Origin of the sequence: Streptomyces sp. CA-288835 (assembly GCF_050936385.1) — a bacterium.
In the GTDB taxonomy this organism is placed as follows: domain Bacteria; phylum Actinomycetota; class Actinomycetes; order Streptomycetales; family Streptomycetaceae; genus Streptomyces.
In genome coordinates this window covers 1,288,743-1,304,370 of sequence record NZ_JBNJMW010000001.1, presented here as the reverse complement: position 1 = coordinate 1,304,370, position 15,628 = coordinate 1,288,743, and the positions used below count along the sequence as shown (strand labels likewise).

Below are 15,628 nucleotides of genomic sequence, written 5' to 3'. Positions count from 1 at the left end.
GTCATGGCCGCCATCACCGCCACCGCTCCCGCGCGCCCGCGCAGGCTGCTGGCCTCGCGCCGCACAAGGGTCGGCATCCTGTACGCGCTGCCGGTCGTCGTCTATCTGCTGGTGCTGTTCGTCTACCCGATCCTCAGCACGCTGCTCCTCAGCGTGCAGGGCACCGACGGCGCACTCACCCTGCACTGGTACGTCGACGCACTCACCGGCGTGAACCTCTCGGTGCTGTTCACCACGCTGCGGATCTCCGCCGAGACCGCGCTGTTCAGCCTGGTCTTCGGCTTCGTCCTGGCCAACGCGATCTCCCGGCTCAAGCCCCTGTGGGCGGGCGTGGCCATGCTGATCGTGGTCGTCCCGCACTTCATCAGCGCCCTGGTGCGCACGTACGGCTGGATCATCATGCTCGGCGACAAGGGCCTGGTGAACGAGTCCCTGGCCGGCCTGTGGGTGCCGGGTGCGCCGTTCCAGCTGCTGTACAACGAGCTCGGTGTGGTCATCGGCACCACCTCGATGATGCTCCCGTACACCGTGCTGCTGCTGTACGGGGTGATGCGCGGGGTGGATCGACGGCTGCTGGCTGCCGCGTCCAGCATGGGCGCGGGACGCGTGACGATCTTCCGTCGCATCTACCTGCCGCTGGTCGCCCCCGGACTGGCCAGCGCCGGACTGCTCAGCTTCATCCTGTCGCTGGGCTACTACATCACTCCCGCCCTGATGGGCGGACCCAACCAGACGATGATCGCCACCCTGATCAACCAGCAGGTGATGAAGCAGAACCAGTGGAACGGGGCGGCCGCCCAGGGCGTGATCCTGCTGCTGATCACCTTCGCCGGACTGCTGCTGGTCAAGCTCGTGACCTCGCTCGGCGCCAGCCGCAGGAAGAGGAGCCTCTCATGATGGAGCTGCGCAGCACCCTGGCCGGGAAGATCATCCTGACCGCTGTCGCCACCGTGATCCTGCTGTTCCTGGCGCTGCCGATCGTGGTCATCCTGGTCACCTCCTTCAGCGACAATGCCTTCGCCGCCTTCCCGCCCGACACCTGGACGCTGAACTGGTACCAGGCGCTGTTCGCCGACGGCAGCAAATGGCCCGCCGCGCTCTCCCTGAGCGCCCTGATCGCCTGCCTGAGCACCGTCTTCTCGCTGATCATCGGGGTGACCGCGGCGACCGCGTTGGTCCGCAGCGAACTCCCGCTGCGCTCGGCGGTCTTCGCTCTGGTCCTCGGCCCGCTGGTCATCCCGCAGATCGTCACCGCACTGGGCCTGTTCCTGCTCTTCGAGCCGGCCGCGATGTTGGGCAGCCCGATCGCCATCGCACTCGGCCACACCGTGCTGGCCGCACCCATCGCGGTACTGATCCTGATCGCGACGCTGCGCGGCATCGACGAACGCCTGGAGGACGCCGCCGCCAGCATGGGAGCGGGCCGTCTCACGATCGCCCGGAAGATCACCTTCCCGCTGGCCGCCCCCGGAATGATCGCGGCGGCGATCTTCTCCTTCATCACCAGCTTCGACGAGTTCTACATCTCGCAGTTCCTCTCCTCCGTCGACACCGTCACCCTGCCGGTGCGGGTCTACAACTCCCTGACCTTCGACATCGACCCCAGCGTCACCGCGGTCAGCGCGCTCCTCACCGCCGGCGCGATCCTCGCCCTGGTGCTGGTGGCCATGGTGCGCTGGCTCGGTTCCGGACGGCAGGACTCCCTGCTGTCGGTCGAGAACACGGCAGGGATCGCCAACCCCGGAGGCGAGGCCGTATGACCACCGCCGCCCAGCGGCACCTGCTGCTGAACATGACCGCCAACGGATCGCTCGCAGCACCGGACAAGGAACTGTTCGTCGTACGCCACGGCGAGGGACCGTACGTCGACGACGCGGCCGGCAACCGCTATATCGACGGACTGTCCGGGCTGTACTGCTGCCAGATCGGTTACTCCTACGGCGAGGAGATCGCCGAGGCGGCCGAGAAGCAGCTGCGCGAACTGTGCTACAGCCCCCTGTGGTCGGAGTCCGCGCACCCCACGGCGCTCCAACTCGCCGAGCGGCTGGCCGCGTTGGCCCCCGACGGCATCGAGCACGTCTTCTTCAGCGGCGGCGGCGCCGAGGCCGTGGAGACCGCCTGGAAGATCGCCCGCAGGTATCACACCCTGCGCGGTGAGCCGGGCCGCATCAAGGCGATCGCCCGGCGCGGCGCCTACCACGGGCTGACGCTCGGGGCGCTGTCCTTCACGGACGACCCCGGCCTCACCGAGCCGTACGGGCCGCCCGCCGTGGAGACCCACTTCGTCGCCAACACCAACCGCGGCGCCCTCGAACAGCCGCTGGACGAGGCGGCGTTCACCGAGTACCTGCTCGCCGACGTCGAGGCCACGGTTCTCGCGGCGGGACCGGAGTCGGTCGGGATGCTCATCGCGGAACCGGTGCAGAACCGGGGCGGTTGCATCACCCCGCCCCAGGGCTACTGGCAGGGCCTGCGCCGACTGGCCGACCAGTACGGCTTCCTGCTGGTCGCCGACGAGGTGATCACCGCCTTCGGCCGGCTGGGGGAGTGGTTCGGCGGCGAGTGTTACGGCGCCCGCCCGGACATCGTCACCGTTGCCAAGGGCATCACCGCCGGCTACGCACCGATGGGCGCGACCCTGGTCGCGGGGACCGTCGCCGAGGTCATCAACCGCCCCGGCGAGGTCCTCAACCACGGCTACACCTTCAGCGGCCACCCGCTGAGCGCGGCCATTGCCCTGCGCACCCTGGACATCATGGAGCGCGACCGCGTCCTGGAGCACGTCCGCGGCCACCAGGGTCACCTGGCCCAACGCATGGCGTCCCTGGGCGAGTTGCCGATCGTCGGTGACGTACGCGGCGCCGGGTTCTTCTACGCCTGCGAACTCGTCGGAGACCTCGACGGCGGCGGTTTCAGCGACCGGGCCCGTACCGAGCTGATCGTCGACCTCGTCCCGCGCCGCCTGCGCGAGGCCGGCCTCCTGGCCCGCGTCTACAACCGCGCCGCCCCCCTGGTGCAGATCGCGCCCCCGCTGATCAGCGACCGCGCACTTCTGGACCGTATCGCCGACATCATCGCGGACACCCTCGCCGAGGCCTCCGCCCGCTTGTGACACCCACTTCTTGAGAGCTTCGAAAGGAACGACATGTACTCCATCGGTTCGCTGACCGTCGCCCCCGGCGAGCGCGCCCAGGGCCTCATCCCGGTCGGCACCAGCAGCTACGGCGTGGAACTCGGCATACCCCTGATCGTCATCAACGGCGCCCAGGACGGCCCGGTCCTCTGCGTGGATGCGGGCGTGCACGGCGACGAGTACGACGGCCAGGAAGCCATCCGGCGTGTCCTCGCCGAGCTCGACCCGGCCACCCTGCGCGGCACCGTCGTCGGCATCCCCTGCCTGAACACCCCGGCCTTCGAGGCGGCGGCCCGCACCAGCGGCCTGGACTACCTGAACCTCAACCGGATCTTCCCCGGCGACGCGGAGGGCTCGTACTCCCAGCGGCTGGCCGCCACCTTCGTCGAGAAGGTCGTCCCGGCCGTCGATGCCGTGGTCGACCTGCACACCGGCGGTGCCTACGGCGAGATCGCCCCGCTGGTCATCCTCCAGGGCGGATACGAGGACCTGGCCACCGACCTGGCGCTGGCGGCCGGGCACGAGCTGGTGTGGAAGGGCGGCAAGTGGGGCGGCACGGTCCGCCACCCCGTCCTCGCGGCGGGCAAGCCCGCCATCACCCTCGAGGTCGGCGGCGGCACCTACCGCGAGGCCAACGTCGAGGTGCACATGCACTCGATCCGCAACATCCTGCGCCAGCTCGGCATGATCGACGGCGCGGCGGAGCTGCGGGACACCTACACGACCGTCTCCGGCACCTTCGCCCGCTCCGCCTCCGGCGGCTTCTTCGTCGCTCGGGCCGAGCCTGGGGAGAACTGCAAGGAAGGCGACCTGATCGCCACCATCACCGACCACTACGGCAACACGCTGGAAGAGGTCACCGCCCCGCAGGACGGCATCGTGCTCTGGGTGCGGCGGATCCGCACGGTCCGTCCGGGCGACGAGGTCGTCATCTTCGGTGAGGTCCTCGGGGAGATCCAGCCATGAGCGGTGGCATGAGCGGTGATACGCAGTTGCTCCTCATCGACGGCAAGCCGGTGCCCGCCGACGACGGCCGCACCTTCACCGTCGTCGACCCGTCCGACGGGACGGCTCTCACCCAGGTGGCGCTGGCCGGCAAGGCGGACGTGGACCGGGCGGTAGCCGCGGCCAGGGCGGCCTTCGTGGCGCCCGAGTGGGCGCGGATGCGTGCCGCCGACCGGGGCCGGATCCTGTACCGGATCGCCGAGGCGATCCGGTATCAGGGGGAGCGGCTGGCGCGGCTGGAGAGCCAGGACGTCGGCAAGCCGCTGCGCCAGGCGAAGGCCGATGTCGAGGCCGCCGCCCGCTACTTCGAGTTCTACGCGGGCTTCGCCGACAAGCTCGGCGGTTCCACGATCCCGCTGGGCCCGGGGCTGCTTGACTACACCGTCCGCGAGCCGATCGGCGTCTCCGGGCAGATCATCCCGTTCAACTACCCGCTGCAGAACACCGCGAGGGGTTCCGCCCCCGCACTGGCCGCGGGCTGCACGGTGGTGCTCAAGCCCTCACCGGAGGCGCCGCTCACCCCGCTGGAGATCGGTCGCATCGCCCTCGAGTGCGGTCTCCCGGCGGGCGTACTGAACGTCGTCCCCGGCGACGGCGAGACGGGCGCGGCCCTGGCCGGCCACCCGGACATCAACCAGGTCACCTTCACCGGCTCGGTGCCCACCGGTATCAAGGTCGCCCAGGCGGCCGCCGCGAACGTGGTGCCTTCGGTCACGGAGCTGGGCGGCAAGTCGCCGGTCGTCGTCTTCGCGGACGCCGACTTCGACCTGGCGCTCGGCGCCATCGCGGCCTCGGTCTTCGGCAACGCAGGCCAGACCTGCTCGGCCGGTACGCGACTGCTGCTGCAGCGCGGTGCCGAGGAGTTCCTGGACAAGCTCGTCGAGTACGCGTCCTCCCTGCGCATCGGCCCGGGGCTCACCGACCCGGACATCGGCCCGCTGGTCGCGGCCCGGCAGCGCGACCGGGTGCTGGGCTATCTGGACCTGGCCCGCGAGGAGGGCGCCACGGCCCGGGCGGGCGGCGGTGCCCCCTCCGACAAGGCGCTCGCCGACGGCTACTACGTCGAGCCGACCGTCCTCACCGGCCTGACGAACCAGGCCCGTTGCGCCCAAGAGGAGATCTTCGGCCCCGTCATCACGGTCATCGAGTTCGACGACGCGGACGAGGCCCTGGACATCGCCAACGACAGCCCGTACGGCCTCTCCTCGTACGTCTGGACGCGCGACATCGACAAGGCGATGCGTCTCGCGGAGGGCATCCGGGCCGGCCAGGTCAACATCAACGCCACCGGCGTCGGCACCGGCGTCGAGCTCCCCTTCGGCGGCTACAAGCACAGCGGCTGGGGCCGGGAGAAGGGCCTGGAGGCGCTGGCGAGTTACACGCAGATCAAGAACGTCTGCATCGGATTCGGGAGCGGGTCATGAGGTACCGCACCCTCGGCGAACGCGGCCCGGCCGTCTCCGTCGTCGGTGTCGGCGGCAACAACTTCGGCTCCCGCCTCGACGAGCAGGGCACAACTGCCGTCGTACACGCGGCACTTGATGCCGGGATCACGCTCTTCGACACCGCCGACATGTACGGCGGATTCGGCGACCTGGGCGGGGCGCGCGGCGACGGCGAGCGGCTGCTGGGCGTCGCTCTCAAGGGTCACCGCGAGGACGTCATCCTGGCCACCAAATTCGGCATGGAGATGGACGAGGAGGCCGAACGGCACGGCCCGCGTGGCTCCCGCAGCTACGTCCGGTACGCCGTCGAGGCCTCGCTGCGCCGGCTCGAAACCGAGTGGATCGACCTGTACCAGTACCACGAACCGGACGGCGTCACGCCGCTGGACGAGACCGTCGAGGCCCTCGTGGAGCTGGTGGGCGAGGGCAAGATCCAGTACCTCGGCTGCTCCAACCTCCCAGCCGAGCAGCTCACCGACGCCTTCGTCTCCACCCAGGCCCGCTACCACCTGCTCGACCGCAGCGTGGAGCAGGACGTGATCCCCGCCTGCCTGCGCCACGGCATGGGTCTCCTGCCGTACTACCCGCTCGCGAACGGCCTGCTCAGCGGCAAGTATCGGCGCGGCGAGCAGCCCCCGCCCGGCAGCCGGCTGTCCTGGCGGCAGGGCTGGCTGACCGACGAGGCCCTCGACAAGGTCGAGGCGCTCACCGCGTACGGCGCCGAACGCGGCCTGACCCTCCTCCAGGTGGCCGTAGGTGCACTGGCCACCCTGCCCGCAGTCGGCTCCGTCATCTGCGGCGCCATGACCCCAGCACAGGTCACCGCCAACGCGGCGGCGGCCGACTGGATCCCCGACGCGGCCGACCTGGCCGCACTCGACGCGATCGTCACCCCCGGCGAGCAAGTCGTCTGACCTCCCCAACTCCCTTACTCCACCCGCGAATCGAGGCTGAACACCATGCGAGAGATCGTCACCTTCGACGCCTACGCCACCCTCATCAACTTCCAGCTCGGCCCCACGACCCTGAAGGTCCTCGAGGATCGGCTCGACCTGGACAACCTGGATGTCGACGAGTTCCTCGACGACTTCCGCGTCATGCGCTTCCAGGCCGTCCTCGAGGCCTACCGCCCGTACCACGAGGTCCTGCACTCCAGCCTGCGCAACGCCATGCGCCTGCACGGCCTGGAGTACCGCACCTCCGACGGCGACGCGCTCGTCGAGGCCGTGCCCACCTTCGGTCCCTTCCCGGAGGTCCCGGACGCGCTGCGTGCGCTGAAGAGCAAGTACGAGATCGCCATCATCTCCAACACCGACGACAACCTGATCGCGCGGAACGTGCAGAACATCGGCGTCGAGTTCGACTACGTCATCACCGCCCAGCAGGCCGGCGCGTACAAGCCGGACCGTCAGACCTTCGAGCACGCCTTCAAGACCATGGGCGTCGAGCCCTCCCAGGTCATCCACACCGCCCAGGGCTGGGAGTACGACCACATCCCGACCCGTGACCTCGGCCTGAAGCGCCGGGTGTGGATCAACCGCTACGGCCGACTGGGCAGCGCCGACTACCAGCCGTACGACGAGCTGCCCGACCTGTCGGGCCTGCCGGCGCTGCTCGGCTGCTGACCCACGGCGTAACGGCGACACAGGACCCAGAACACAGAGGACGCACGCCATGAAGCAGATCCCCTACTGGCTGGACACAGCCCCCGCCTTCCCCGACCGTTCCGGAAAGGACCTGCCCGACGAGGCGGACGTGGTGGTGATCGGCGGCGGCCTCACCGGGCTGTCCACCGCCTACCACACCGCACGCAAGGGCGCCCGGGTCGTCCTGGTCGAGAAGGACAAGGTGGGCTCGGGCGCCTCCGGGCGCAACGGCAGCATGTGCACCCAGGGCATCACCATCAGCCCCGGCGATGCGCGCAAGCGCTACGGCCAGGAGCGCGCACTCGAGCTTTACAACGCCTTCCGCGAGGCGGTCGACCTCGTCGAGGAGCTGACGCAGAAGGAGCAGATCGACTGCGACTTCAACCGCTCCGGGCGCCTCGGCCTGGTCTGCAAGCCCGGGCACTTCGAGGGCCTGCGCGCCAAGCAGCGCGACCTGGCCGACAACTTCGGCCACGAGACGGTCGTCCTGAGCAAGAGCGAACTGCGGGCCGAGCTAGGCTCGGACTACTACCACGGCGCCCTGCTCGACCCGCTCAGCGCGGGCCTGCACGTGGGCAAGTTCGTCGGCGGCCTCGCGGACGCCGCCGAGCGTGCCGGCGCCGAGATCCACGAGCGCAACGCCGCCACCGGCCTCACCCGCCTCCCTGACGGCGGCTTCCTGGTGGAGACCATGAACGGCACCATCCGTGCCAAGCAGGTCATGGCGGCGACGGACGCCTACACCGACAAGTCGATGCCGTGGTTCCGCAAGCGGCTGATCAACGTCGGCAGCTTCATCATCGTCACCGAGCCGCTGGGGGAGGCACGCGCCAAGGAGCTCATCCCGAACGGCCGCCTGATGGTCGCCCACAAGAATGTCGGCCACTACGTCCGCCTCACCCCGGACAACCGCCTCGCCTTCGGCGGCCGGGCCCGCTTCGCCCCCTCCAACCCGGCCTCCGACATCAAGAGCGGCGACATCCTCAAGCGGGAGATGACCGAGATCTTCCCGCAGCTGGCCGGGGTGCGGGTCGACTACGTGTGGGGCGGCATGGTCGGCATGTCCTGGGACCGCATCCCGCACGCGGGCGAGGTCAACGGCCTGTACTACTCCATGGGTTACTGCGGCCACGGCGTCCAGATGGCCACGTACATGGGCCGCGCGGTCGCCGAGATGATGGACGGCAAGCCGGAGGCCAACCCGCTGCGCGGCTTCGGCTTCCCGAAGGTGCCGGTCCCCTTCTACAACGGCACGCCCTGGTTCCTGCCGTTCGGCGGGGCCTATTACAAGGCGAAGGACAGGCTGCTCTGAGCCGACGCCGACGGTGGTGACACCACGGGGACATCTCCGCGATGTTGAGGGAAGTCCCCGTGGCGCCCGCCTGCCCGACGACTGACGAGGAACGTACGTACATGAGACTGCAGGGCGTCAACGCCGTGATCACCGGAGCATCGAGCGGGATCGGCCAGGCGGTCGCCTCCCACTTCCGCCGCGAGGGCGCCAACCTCTTGCTCACCGGACGGCGACCCGAGCTGCCCGAGACCCACCCGGACGATCTCTACCTCGCGGGAGACCTCAACGACGAGCCCTTCGTCTCCGAGCTCGCCGCTCGAGCGGCGGATCACCTGGGCAGAGTGGGAGTGGTCGTCCTCTGCCACGGACTCCAGCGGTCCAGCCCGCTCGAAGAGACAACGGCCGACGACGCACGCGACGTGCTCGACAGCAACCTCCTGAGCACGTTCCTGGTCATGAAGCACCTGATGCCGCTGGCGCCCGAGTCGGGTGCGTCGATGGTGTGCGTCAGCTCGCGCCTCGGCATGGTCGGAATGCCGAACCAGACCCTGTACTCCGCCGCGAAGGGAGGCCTCATCGCCCTCGCGCGCGGCGCAGCCATCGAATGGGCGCCCCGCAACATCCGCGTCAACGTGGTGGCCCCTGGCCTGACCATAACGCCGGTCATCGAGGCCTCGATCCAGCGACGCCCCGACCCCACCGCCTACCGACGCGAGAGAGAGGACTCCATCCCCCTCCGCCGGCTCGCCACCCCCGAAGAGATCGCCGACGCGGTTCTCTTCCTCGCCGGCCCGGAGTCGTCATACGTCACGGGGGCGGTGCTTCCGGTGGACGGGGGCTACACCGCGTTCTGACAGGCTGGCGATTATGAGGCCGTGTCGCCATCAACGGCCAGTTCTGCCCACCACGTCTCGATGGCTTCACTGAACTCCGCCGGTGCGTCGGATTGCCGCGAAGCAGGAAGTCCCAGTCCTCGGAGGCGAGATCGGACACGGCCAGCATCAGCACGTCGATGAACACCGCGGTGGCGCCATTGGACAGGTCCAGGTCGTGGCTACCGCCGGAGAAGATGTTGCTCACCGACCTATGATGCGATCCCGCCCTCCACCTGCTTGGAGAAGACGCATGACGGATGCGAGCACCGGCAAAGTGGTCGTGAACAGGGTGATGTCCCTCGATGGGTTCATCGCCGGTCCCGGCCACACGATGGACTGGGTCTTCGAGCACATGACGTCGGCGACGTTCCCGGAGGTCATGGCGGCCACGGGCGCCATGCTCATCGGCCGGAGCACGTACGAGGTCGGCAAGCGCATGTCCGACGAGAACCCCGACTACGACGGCGGGGCGCAGTTCGTCCTCACCCACCGCCCGCCCGACGAGCCGGACCCCAACGTCACCTTCCTCACCTGCGACATCGAGGAAGCCGTCGCCACGGCACGCCACGCCGCCGGCGACAAGAACCTGGAGATCCTCGGCGCCGACGTGGCCGCCCAGTGCCTGCAGCGCGGCCTCGTCGACGAGATCCTGGTGTACGTGCTGCCGGTGCTGCTCGGCGACGGCGTCCGCTTCGCTCCGCCGGGCCTCGACCGGATCGACCTGGAACCGTTCAGCAACGTCCAGTCGGGCGGGGTCACCATGCTGCGCTTCCACGTGCGCAAGTAGGCACGGTCGCAACTACTGGCCGGCTGTAGGGGCCGTCGAGGCGTCCGGTGCCACCCGCCTCAAGTACCGGATGCTGCCGGGGTCTTCCTCATGATCGGCGCGGGTAGTTGCACGGTGACGCGGAGCCCGCCGGCGGGGCGCGGGGTGAGGGTGAGTGTTCCGTCGTGGGCCTGGGTGATGGTTTTGACGATGGCCAGGCCCAGGCCGACGCCTGCGTGGTCGGTGTGTACGCGCTCCGTGCCGCGCTGGAACGGTTCGGTGAGTGTCGAGACTCGCTTCGGGGTGAGGTTCTCGCCGGTGTTCTCGACGGTGAGCAGCACAGTGGTGGGGTGGACAGTGGTGTTGACCCACACGGTGCCCTGTTCGGGCAGGTTGTGGACGATCGCGTTGTGTACGAGGTTCATGGTCAGCTGCAGCAGGAGCGCCGGCGATCCGATGGTGGGGGTGACGTCGCCGTACGTCTCGATGGTGACGCCGTGCTTCTCCGCCAGGGGGAGGAGCGTTTCGGTGGCTTCCTCCGCTATGAGGGACAGGTCGACCTGTTCTCGGGTGAAGGCGCGCTGGTTGGCGCGGCTGAGCAGGAGCAGTGCCTCGGTGAGGTCGATCGCTCGGGTGTTGACGGTGTGGAGGCGGTCGATGATTTCGCCCGTGTCCTGGTTCGGATCGGTACGGGCCACCTCGAGGAGGGTCTTCGAGATCGACAGCGGGGTGCGCAGCTCGTGAGAGGCGTTGGCCGCGAACCTCCGCTGTTCGGCGACGTGTGCTTCGAGCCGCGCGAGCATCATGTCGAAGGCGTCGGCGAGTTCGCGGAACTCGTCCTGGTGGCCCGGCAGCCGGATCCGGTGGGAGAGCGATCCGTCGGTGGCCCGGCGGGTGGCGTCCGTGATCCGGGTCAGGGGTGCGAGCATGCGGCCGGCGAGGATCCATCCCCCCAGGAGGCCGAAGACCAGGAGAAACGCCATTACTGCGACTGCCATGGGGGCGAAACCGCGCACGAATTCGGTGCCCGGAGTTGCTCTCCATGACCCCTCTGGGTTGGTTCGCAACCACCCCTTTCGCAGGAGAAACACTCCCATGGCAGCGATCAGCAGGAAGCCGGCGACCATGAGGAATCCGGCATAGCTGAGGGTGAGTTTGAGGCGGACGCTCAGCCCGGGCTGCCTATCCACGGTCCCCTCCCGGAGGTCCGGTGTCGATGCGGTAGCCGACCCCGGGCACGGTGGCGATGATCCAGGGTTCGCCGAGCCGCTTGCGCAGTGCCGAGACGGTGATGCGTACGGCGTTGGTGAACGGGTCGGCGTTCTCGTCCCACGCGCGTTCCAGGAGTTCCTCGGCGCTGACGACACCGCCTTCGGCGGCGACAAGGACTTCGAGTACGGCGAACTGCTTTCTGGTCAGCGCGACATAGCGGCCGTCCCGATACACCTCTCTGCGGAACGGATCCAGCCGCAGGCCCGCGATCTCCCGTACGGGAGGCCGGGTGTGCGCCCGCCTGCGGTCGAGTGCCCTGAGCCTGAGCACGAGTTCCTGCAGTTCGAACGGCTTCGTGAGGTAGTCGTCGGCGCCGAGTCCGAACCCGGAGGCCTTGTCGTCGAGACGGTCTGCCGCGGTGAGCATGAGGATCGGCATGCCGCTGCCGGAGGCGACGATGCGTTTGGCGATCTCGTCGCCCGAAGGGCCCGGGATATCGCGATCGAGGACGGCGATGTCGTAGTCGTTGATGCTCAGCAGTTCCAGAGCGGTGTCACCGTCACCGGCGATGTCGGCGGCGATCGCTTCCAGGCGCAGGCCATCGCGGACGGCTTCTGCCAAATAGGGTTCGTCCTCGACGATTAACACACGCATGCACTCGATGCTACGAGCCGCCACATATCGTCCGCGTATCAAAAACCGCATACGTGCCCGCAACGCCGCGCTGCCTTCACTGGCGGCATGACCCGAACTCCACCATCAGCACGAACCCCAACTCGCCGAATTCGCCGACTCCTTGTCGTCGACCTGATCGCGCTCATAGCAGTGATCATCGCGGTCCTCGGCTGCCAGGGGCAGGAGCCCGCGTCCACCTCGCCTTCCTCGTCACTCCCGGCGGCATCACCACCGAATCCGCGTCACGGTGAGCACGGAGGTGCGCTCGGAGAGGCTGACGGCGTCGTCCTCGACGACGTGACGGTCTTCGATGACGCGATTCCGGCCGTGGCCAAACTCGATCCCGATTTACGCAAGGCCCTCCATGAGGCCGCGACGGATGCCGCGGACGACGGAGTCGAGTTCTACGTCAATAGCGGCTGGCGTTCCCCGGAATACCAGAATCAGCTTCTTCGCGAGGCGATCTCCAAGTACGGATCCGAGGGCGAGGCCGCCCGATGGGTGGCCACCCCGGAGACGTCTCCTCATGTGTCCGGCGACGCCGTCGACATCGGGCGTTCCGATGCGACGGCATGGCTGTCCGAGCACGGCGCCGAGTACGGCCTGTGCCAGACCTACCGGAACGAACCCTGGCACTACGAACTGCGCACCGACGCGATCGACGGCGGTTGCCCGCCCATGTATGCCGACCCCACCGAGGACCCGAGGATGCAGCAGTGACCGGCAGCGAGCGACGACAGGCGATCGCGCAGGTGGACACGGCGGAGACAGGTCAGGCCAGCGCCCGCCGCCCTGATGTCGGCTCCGGTACGCGGCGTATGGGCGTCCGCCGGGAAGCAGGTGCCGTGAGCTGGCGCGCGAGCATCCGCCGGATGATCCGCATGTGCTCTCGGCCGGAGCCCTGGAAGCGCGGCCCCGTGCTCGCGGCGCTGGCGCTGCTACTCGGCCTGCTCATGCTGCTGTACCCGAAGATCCCGAACCGGATCGGAGGCCTCGGCAGCCTGGTGGAGACGTTCCTGCCATGGTTCGGCCTGGGCATCCCGATACTGCTGGCCGGGGCACTCTGGCGCCGCTCCGCCTCCGCAATGATCGCGCTGCTGCTGCCGGTCACGGTGTGGCTGAACCTCTTCGGCGGGCTGCTCGGCGACAAGTCCCAGCCGGGCAGCGATCTCACGGTGGCCAGCCACAACGTCGGCGCCGAAAATCCCGAACCGGCAGGCACCGCCCGCGAGTTGGCGGCCTCCGGCGCGGATGTGCTGGCCCTGGAGGAGATCACCGAGCAGGCCCGAGGCACGTACGAGAAGGAGCTGGCGAAGGCGTACCCGTACCACTCGGTGCTCGGCACGGTCGGACTGTGGAGCAAGCTGCCGCTGTCGGACACCCGGCCGGTCGACATCGAGCAGGACGCCGGGCCGCTGGGGGACACCAAGCCGGCCGAGGTCAAGCTGGCCTACAACCGGGCGCTGCGCACCACGGTGACCACCGACCACGGGCCGCTGGCCGTGTATGTGGCCCACCTGGGATCCGTACGCGTGACTCCCCGGACGGGCTTCTGGACGGACTCGCGGGACCGAAACGCGCAGGCGCTCGGCCAGGCCATCGCCGCCGAGCGGAACGAGCGGGTGGTGCTGCTCGGCGACCTGAACGGCACCGTGGACGACCGCGCGCTCGACGGCATCACCTCGCAGCTGCATTCGGTCCAGGAGGCGGCCGGTGACGGCTTCGGCTTCACCTGGCCGGCGTCCTTCCCGGTGGCGCGGATCGACCAGATCTTGGTCCGCGGCGTGGAGCCCGCGAGCTCGTGGGTACTGCCGGCCACCGGCAGCGACCACCGGCCGGTGGCGGCCGCAATCAGCTGGTGAACCTCGCGCAACCTCGCGATGGCAGCCCGCAACCGACCGCACCCGAGGGCCGCGGTTGCCGCGATGTTGCGCGAAGTCTTGACACGTTCTGTTCGACTGCGTAGATATGACACCGCAGTCATGACAGCGCAGTCATACGGCCGGTCAGCCGGACCGGCTGACCGGCACCGGGCCATGACTGGCTAGGATTTGAGCCGCCGAGCATCGGGAGACGCAATGACGCGAGTGGGAGGACGGGGCGGCAGCCCCGCCGCGCCGCGCAGCGTGGACGTGGCCCGGAGAGCGGGCGTCTCGCAGAAAACGGTGTCGCGGGTCTTCAACGGTGAGCGGTACGTGTCCGACGAGGTACGCCGGCGCGTGCTCGAAGCCGCCGAGGAACTCGGCTACCGGATGAACAACGCGGCCCGCGCACTGGCCTCGGGGCGCTCCCGCACCATCGGCGTGGTCACGCTGGGAACCGCCTTGTTCGGGCCCGCCTCGCTGCTCATCGGCGTCGAGCGGGCAGCCCGGGACGCGGGTTATGCGATCCGGGTGGTCAACACGCTGGAGGGCGAGCCGGGAGGCGTCGCCCAGGCCGTGGAGTCACTGCTCGAGCAGGGCGTGGACGGCATCGTCGTATCCGAACCGATCGACGAGGGGTTGGTTTCGCTCAGTGTCGAGGTGCCGGTGCTCGTCCTCGGTGCGCCCGCGGCGTTGGGCGGTTCGCGGACGGTGGCCGCGGGGGTCGGCGCCGAGTCGCTGGCCCGGGCGGCCACCGAACATCTGCTGGACCTGGGCCATGTGACGGTCCATCACCTGGCCGGTCCGCAGGGGTGGTTCGCCGCCCGGGACCGTCTCGAGGGCTGGCGGGCGGCGTTGTCGGCACGCGGCAGGGAACAGCCGCCCGTGATCGAGGGCGACTGGTCGGCCGAGTCCGGCTACACGGCGGGCCGCGAGTTCGCCTCCGCCGGAGACGTCACCGCGGTGTTCGCGGCCAACGACGACATGGCCATCGGTCTGATCCGCGCGCTGACGGAAGCCGGCCTGCGGGTGCCGGAGGACGTGAGCGTCGTCGGCTTCGACGACATCCCCATCGCTGCCTATGTCATCCCTCCGCTGACCACGATGCGCCAGCCCTTCGACGCCGTGGCGAACGACGGGATCCGGCTCCTGGTGCAGGCCATCGAGAAACCGGACGCGGAGCCGGCGCCGGCGCACGATCCGCCGGTCGAACTCGTCGTCCGCGCCTCGACCGCACCTCCGCCGACCCGCCCGCCGACCCGGAAGACCCCGGCACACGGGCGACGTACGACCTCAGACTCCGGCCCGAGCGACCCGGCACAGTTACCCGCGGCCGGGGACGGACCGCCCACCACCAGCTGATCCGCCCGCCCTCCCCAACCAACTGATACGCCCGCGCACCACCGACTGACCCCGCATACGTCGGCCCGGGCGGCACCCCGCCCACGGCCGGACGGCGAGGAGCCGCCCTCGCTGACCGCTCATCAAAAAGCCTCCACAACAGTGGACTTCCGCAGTACAGCACGACGCAGTACGGCACGTAGCGCGCACGCCAGCCGCATCAGCCCGCGCGACGCAGCCCCGACCATGGCGACCCCGATGCCCTGGTAGCGACGTACGGACGTACCGACGTACGCGCACACCCCACCACCCCCTTCCCACCCCATACGAAGCGCCCTCGCCAGGCGCTCCGTACCTCTGCCCATGCGCCTTGC

General features: G+C 69.2%; 15 protein-coding genes. 13 read left to right on the top strand and 2 right to left on the bottom strand.

Annotated features, from left to right (window positions below):
* Nucleotides 1-3: 3 nt before the first annotated feature.
* The 10 genes from ACQEVY_RS06040 (at nucleotide 4) to ACQEVY_RS05995 (ending at nucleotide 10,185) form a co-directional block, all read left to right on the top strand.
* Nucleotides 4-897 carry an ABC transporter permease gene (locus ACQEVY_RS06040; RefSeq protein ID WP_432945564.1) on the top strand — a complete coding sequence of 298 codons (894 nt, stop codon included), beginning with the start codon at nucleotides 4-6 and terminating at the stop codon, nucleotides 895-897.
* Nucleotides 894-1,760: an ABC transporter permease gene (locus tag ACQEVY_RS06035; RefSeq protein WP_432945562.1), complete on the top strand. Its 867-nt coding sequence runs from the start codon at nucleotides 894-896 to the stop codon at nucleotides 1,758-1,760. Before ACQEVY_RS06040 ends, ACQEVY_RS06035 begins: the two co-directional genes overlap by 4 nt.
* Entirely contained in the window at nucleotides 1,757-3,112 is a 1,356-nt protein-coding gene (locus tag ACQEVY_RS06030; protein WP_432945560.1) for an aminotransferase class III-fold pyridoxal phosphate-dependent enzyme, read from the top strand. The genes ACQEVY_RS06035 and ACQEVY_RS06030 overlap by 4 nt, the downstream gene beginning before the upstream one ends.
* 33 nt (nucleotides 3,113-3,145) lie before the next feature.
* Entirely contained in the window at nucleotides 3,146-4,099 is a 954-nt protein-coding gene (locus tag ACQEVY_RS06025; protein ID WP_432945558.1) for a succinylglutamate desuccinylase/aspartoacylase family protein, read from the top strand.
* Nucleotides 4,096-5,562, top strand: coding sequence for an aldehyde dehydrogenase family protein (locus tag ACQEVY_RS06020; RefSeq protein ID WP_432945556.1), 1,467 nt, complete (start codon nucleotides 4,096-4,098; stop codon nucleotides 5,560-5,562). Before ACQEVY_RS06025 ends, ACQEVY_RS06020 begins: the two co-directional genes overlap by 4 nt.
* The gene (locus ACQEVY_RS06015; RefSeq protein WP_432945554.1) at nucleotides 5,559-6,497 is read left to right on the top strand and encodes an aldo/keto reductase; all 939 of its coding nucleotides are present in this window, start codon (nucleotides 5,559-5,561) and stop codon (nucleotides 6,495-6,497) included. The genes ACQEVY_RS06020 and ACQEVY_RS06015 overlap by 4 nt, the downstream gene beginning before the upstream one ends.
* A gap of 45 nt (nucleotides 6,498-6,542) precedes the next feature.
* Entirely contained in the window at nucleotides 6,543-7,208 is a 666-nt protein-coding gene (locus ACQEVY_RS06010) for a haloacid dehalogenase type II (RefSeq protein WP_432945552.1), read from the top strand.
* 49 nt (nucleotides 7,209-7,257) lie between these two features.
* Complete coding sequence (locus ACQEVY_RS06005) at nucleotides 7,258-8,541, top strand: NAD(P)/FAD-dependent oxidoreductase (protein ID WP_432945550.1); 1,284 nt, start codon at nucleotides 7,258-7,260, stop codon at nucleotides 8,539-8,541.
* A 101-nt stretch (nucleotides 8,542-8,642) separates the two neighbouring features.
* Nucleotides 8,643-9,377, top strand: coding sequence for an SDR family NAD(P)-dependent oxidoreductase (locus ACQEVY_RS06000; protein ID WP_432945548.1), 735 nt, complete (start codon nucleotides 8,643-8,645; stop codon nucleotides 9,375-9,377).
* 271 nt (nucleotides 9,378-9,648) lie between these two features.
* Nucleotides 9,649-10,185: a dihydrofolate reductase family protein gene (locus ACQEVY_RS05995; RefSeq protein WP_432945546.1), complete on the top strand. Its 537-nt coding sequence runs from the start codon at nucleotides 9,649-9,651 to the stop codon at nucleotides 10,183-10,185.
* Nucleotides 10,186-10,244: 59 nt separating this feature from the next.
* Here the strand turns inward: ACQEVY_RS05995 and ACQEVY_RS05990 are convergent, their stop codons facing one another.
* Both ACQEVY_RS05990 and ACQEVY_RS05985 read right to left on the bottom strand, forming a co-directional pair.
* Entirely contained in the window at nucleotides 10,245-11,354 is a 1,110-nt protein-coding gene (locus ACQEVY_RS05990; protein ID WP_432945544.1) for a sensor histidine kinase, read from the bottom strand.
* Nucleotides 11,347-12,030, bottom strand: coding sequence for a response regulator transcription factor (locus tag ACQEVY_RS05985; RefSeq protein ID WP_432945542.1), 684 nt, complete (start codon nucleotides 12,028-12,030; stop codon nucleotides 11,347-11,349). Before ACQEVY_RS05985 ends, ACQEVY_RS05990 begins: the two co-directional genes overlap by 8 nt.
* A gap of 87 nt (nucleotides 12,031-12,117) precedes the next feature.
* Between ACQEVY_RS05985 and ACQEVY_RS05980 the strand changes: the two genes are divergently transcribed.
* The 3 genes from ACQEVY_RS05980 (at nucleotide 12,118) to ACQEVY_RS05970 (ending at nucleotide 15,275) form a co-directional block, all read left to right on the top strand.
* Nucleotides 12,118-12,771: a M15 family metallopeptidase gene (locus tag ACQEVY_RS05980; protein ID WP_432945540.1), complete on the top strand. Its 654-nt coding sequence runs from the start codon at nucleotides 12,118-12,120 to the stop codon at nucleotides 12,769-12,771.
* Between the two features lie 152 nt (nucleotides 12,772-12,923).
* Nucleotides 12,924-13,913, top strand: coding sequence for an endonuclease/exonuclease/phosphatase family protein (locus ACQEVY_RS05975; RefSeq protein WP_432955086.1), 990 nt, complete (start codon nucleotides 12,924-12,926; stop codon nucleotides 13,911-13,913).
* A gap of 216 nt (nucleotides 13,914-14,129) precedes the next feature.
* Nucleotides 14,130-15,275, top strand: coding sequence for a LacI family DNA-binding transcriptional regulator (locus tag ACQEVY_RS05970; RefSeq protein ID WP_432945538.1), 1,146 nt, complete (start codon nucleotides 14,130-14,132; stop codon nucleotides 15,273-15,275).
* Nucleotides 15,276-15,628: the final 353 nt, after the last annotated feature.

Coding starts and splice junctions, on each gene's coding strand:
- ACQEVY_RS06000 (WP_432945548.1), top strand. CDS start 8,643: ATGAGACTGCAGGGCGTCAACGCCGTGATCACCGGAGCATCGAGCGGG.
- ACQEVY_RS05975 (WP_432955086.1), top strand. CDS start 12,924: ATGATCCGCATGTGCTCTCGGCCGGAGCCCTGGAAGCGCGGCCCCGTG.
- ACQEVY_RS06030 (WP_432945560.1), top strand. CDS start 1,757: ATGACCACCGCCGCCCAGCGGCACCTGCTGCTGAACATGACCGCCAAC.
- ACQEVY_RS05980 (WP_432945540.1), top strand. CDS start 12,118: ATGACCCGAACTCCACCATCAGCACGAACCCCAACTCGCCGAATTCGC.
- ACQEVY_RS06035 (WP_432945562.1), top strand. CDS start 894: ATGATGGAGCTGCGCAGCACCCTGGCCGGGAAGATCATCCTGACCGCT.
- ACQEVY_RS05995 (WP_432945546.1), top strand. CDS start 9,649: ATGACGGATGCGAGCACCGGCAAAGTGGTCGTGAACAGGGTGATGTCC.
- ACQEVY_RS06015 (WP_432945554.1), top strand. CDS start 5,559: ATGAGGTACCGCACCCTCGGCGAACGCGGCCCGGCCGTCTCCGTCGTC.
- ACQEVY_RS06020 (WP_432945556.1), top strand. CDS start 4,096: ATGAGCGGTGGCATGAGCGGTGATACGCAGTTGCTCCTCATCGACGGC.
- ACQEVY_RS05985 (WP_432945542.1), bottom strand. CDS start 12,030: ATGCGTGTGTTAATCGTCGAGGACGAACCCTATTTGGCAGAAGCCGTC.
- ACQEVY_RS06040 (WP_432945564.1), top strand. CDS start 4: ATGGCCGCCATCACCGCCACCGCTCCCGCGCGCCCGCGCAGGCTGCTG.
- ACQEVY_RS05970 (WP_432945538.1), top strand. CDS start 14,130: ATGACGCGAGTGGGAGGACGGGGCGGCAGCCCCGCCGCGCCGCGCAGC.
- ACQEVY_RS06025 (WP_432945558.1), top strand. CDS start 3,146: ATGTACTCCATCGGTTCGCTGACCGTCGCCCCCGGCGAGCGCGCCCAG.
- ACQEVY_RS06010 (WP_432945552.1), top strand. CDS start 6,543: ATGCGAGAGATCGTCACCTTCGACGCCTACGCCACCCTCATCAACTTC.
- ACQEVY_RS06005 (WP_432945550.1), top strand. CDS start 7,258: ATGAAGCAGATCCCCTACTGGCTGGACACAGCCCCCGCCTTCCCCGAC.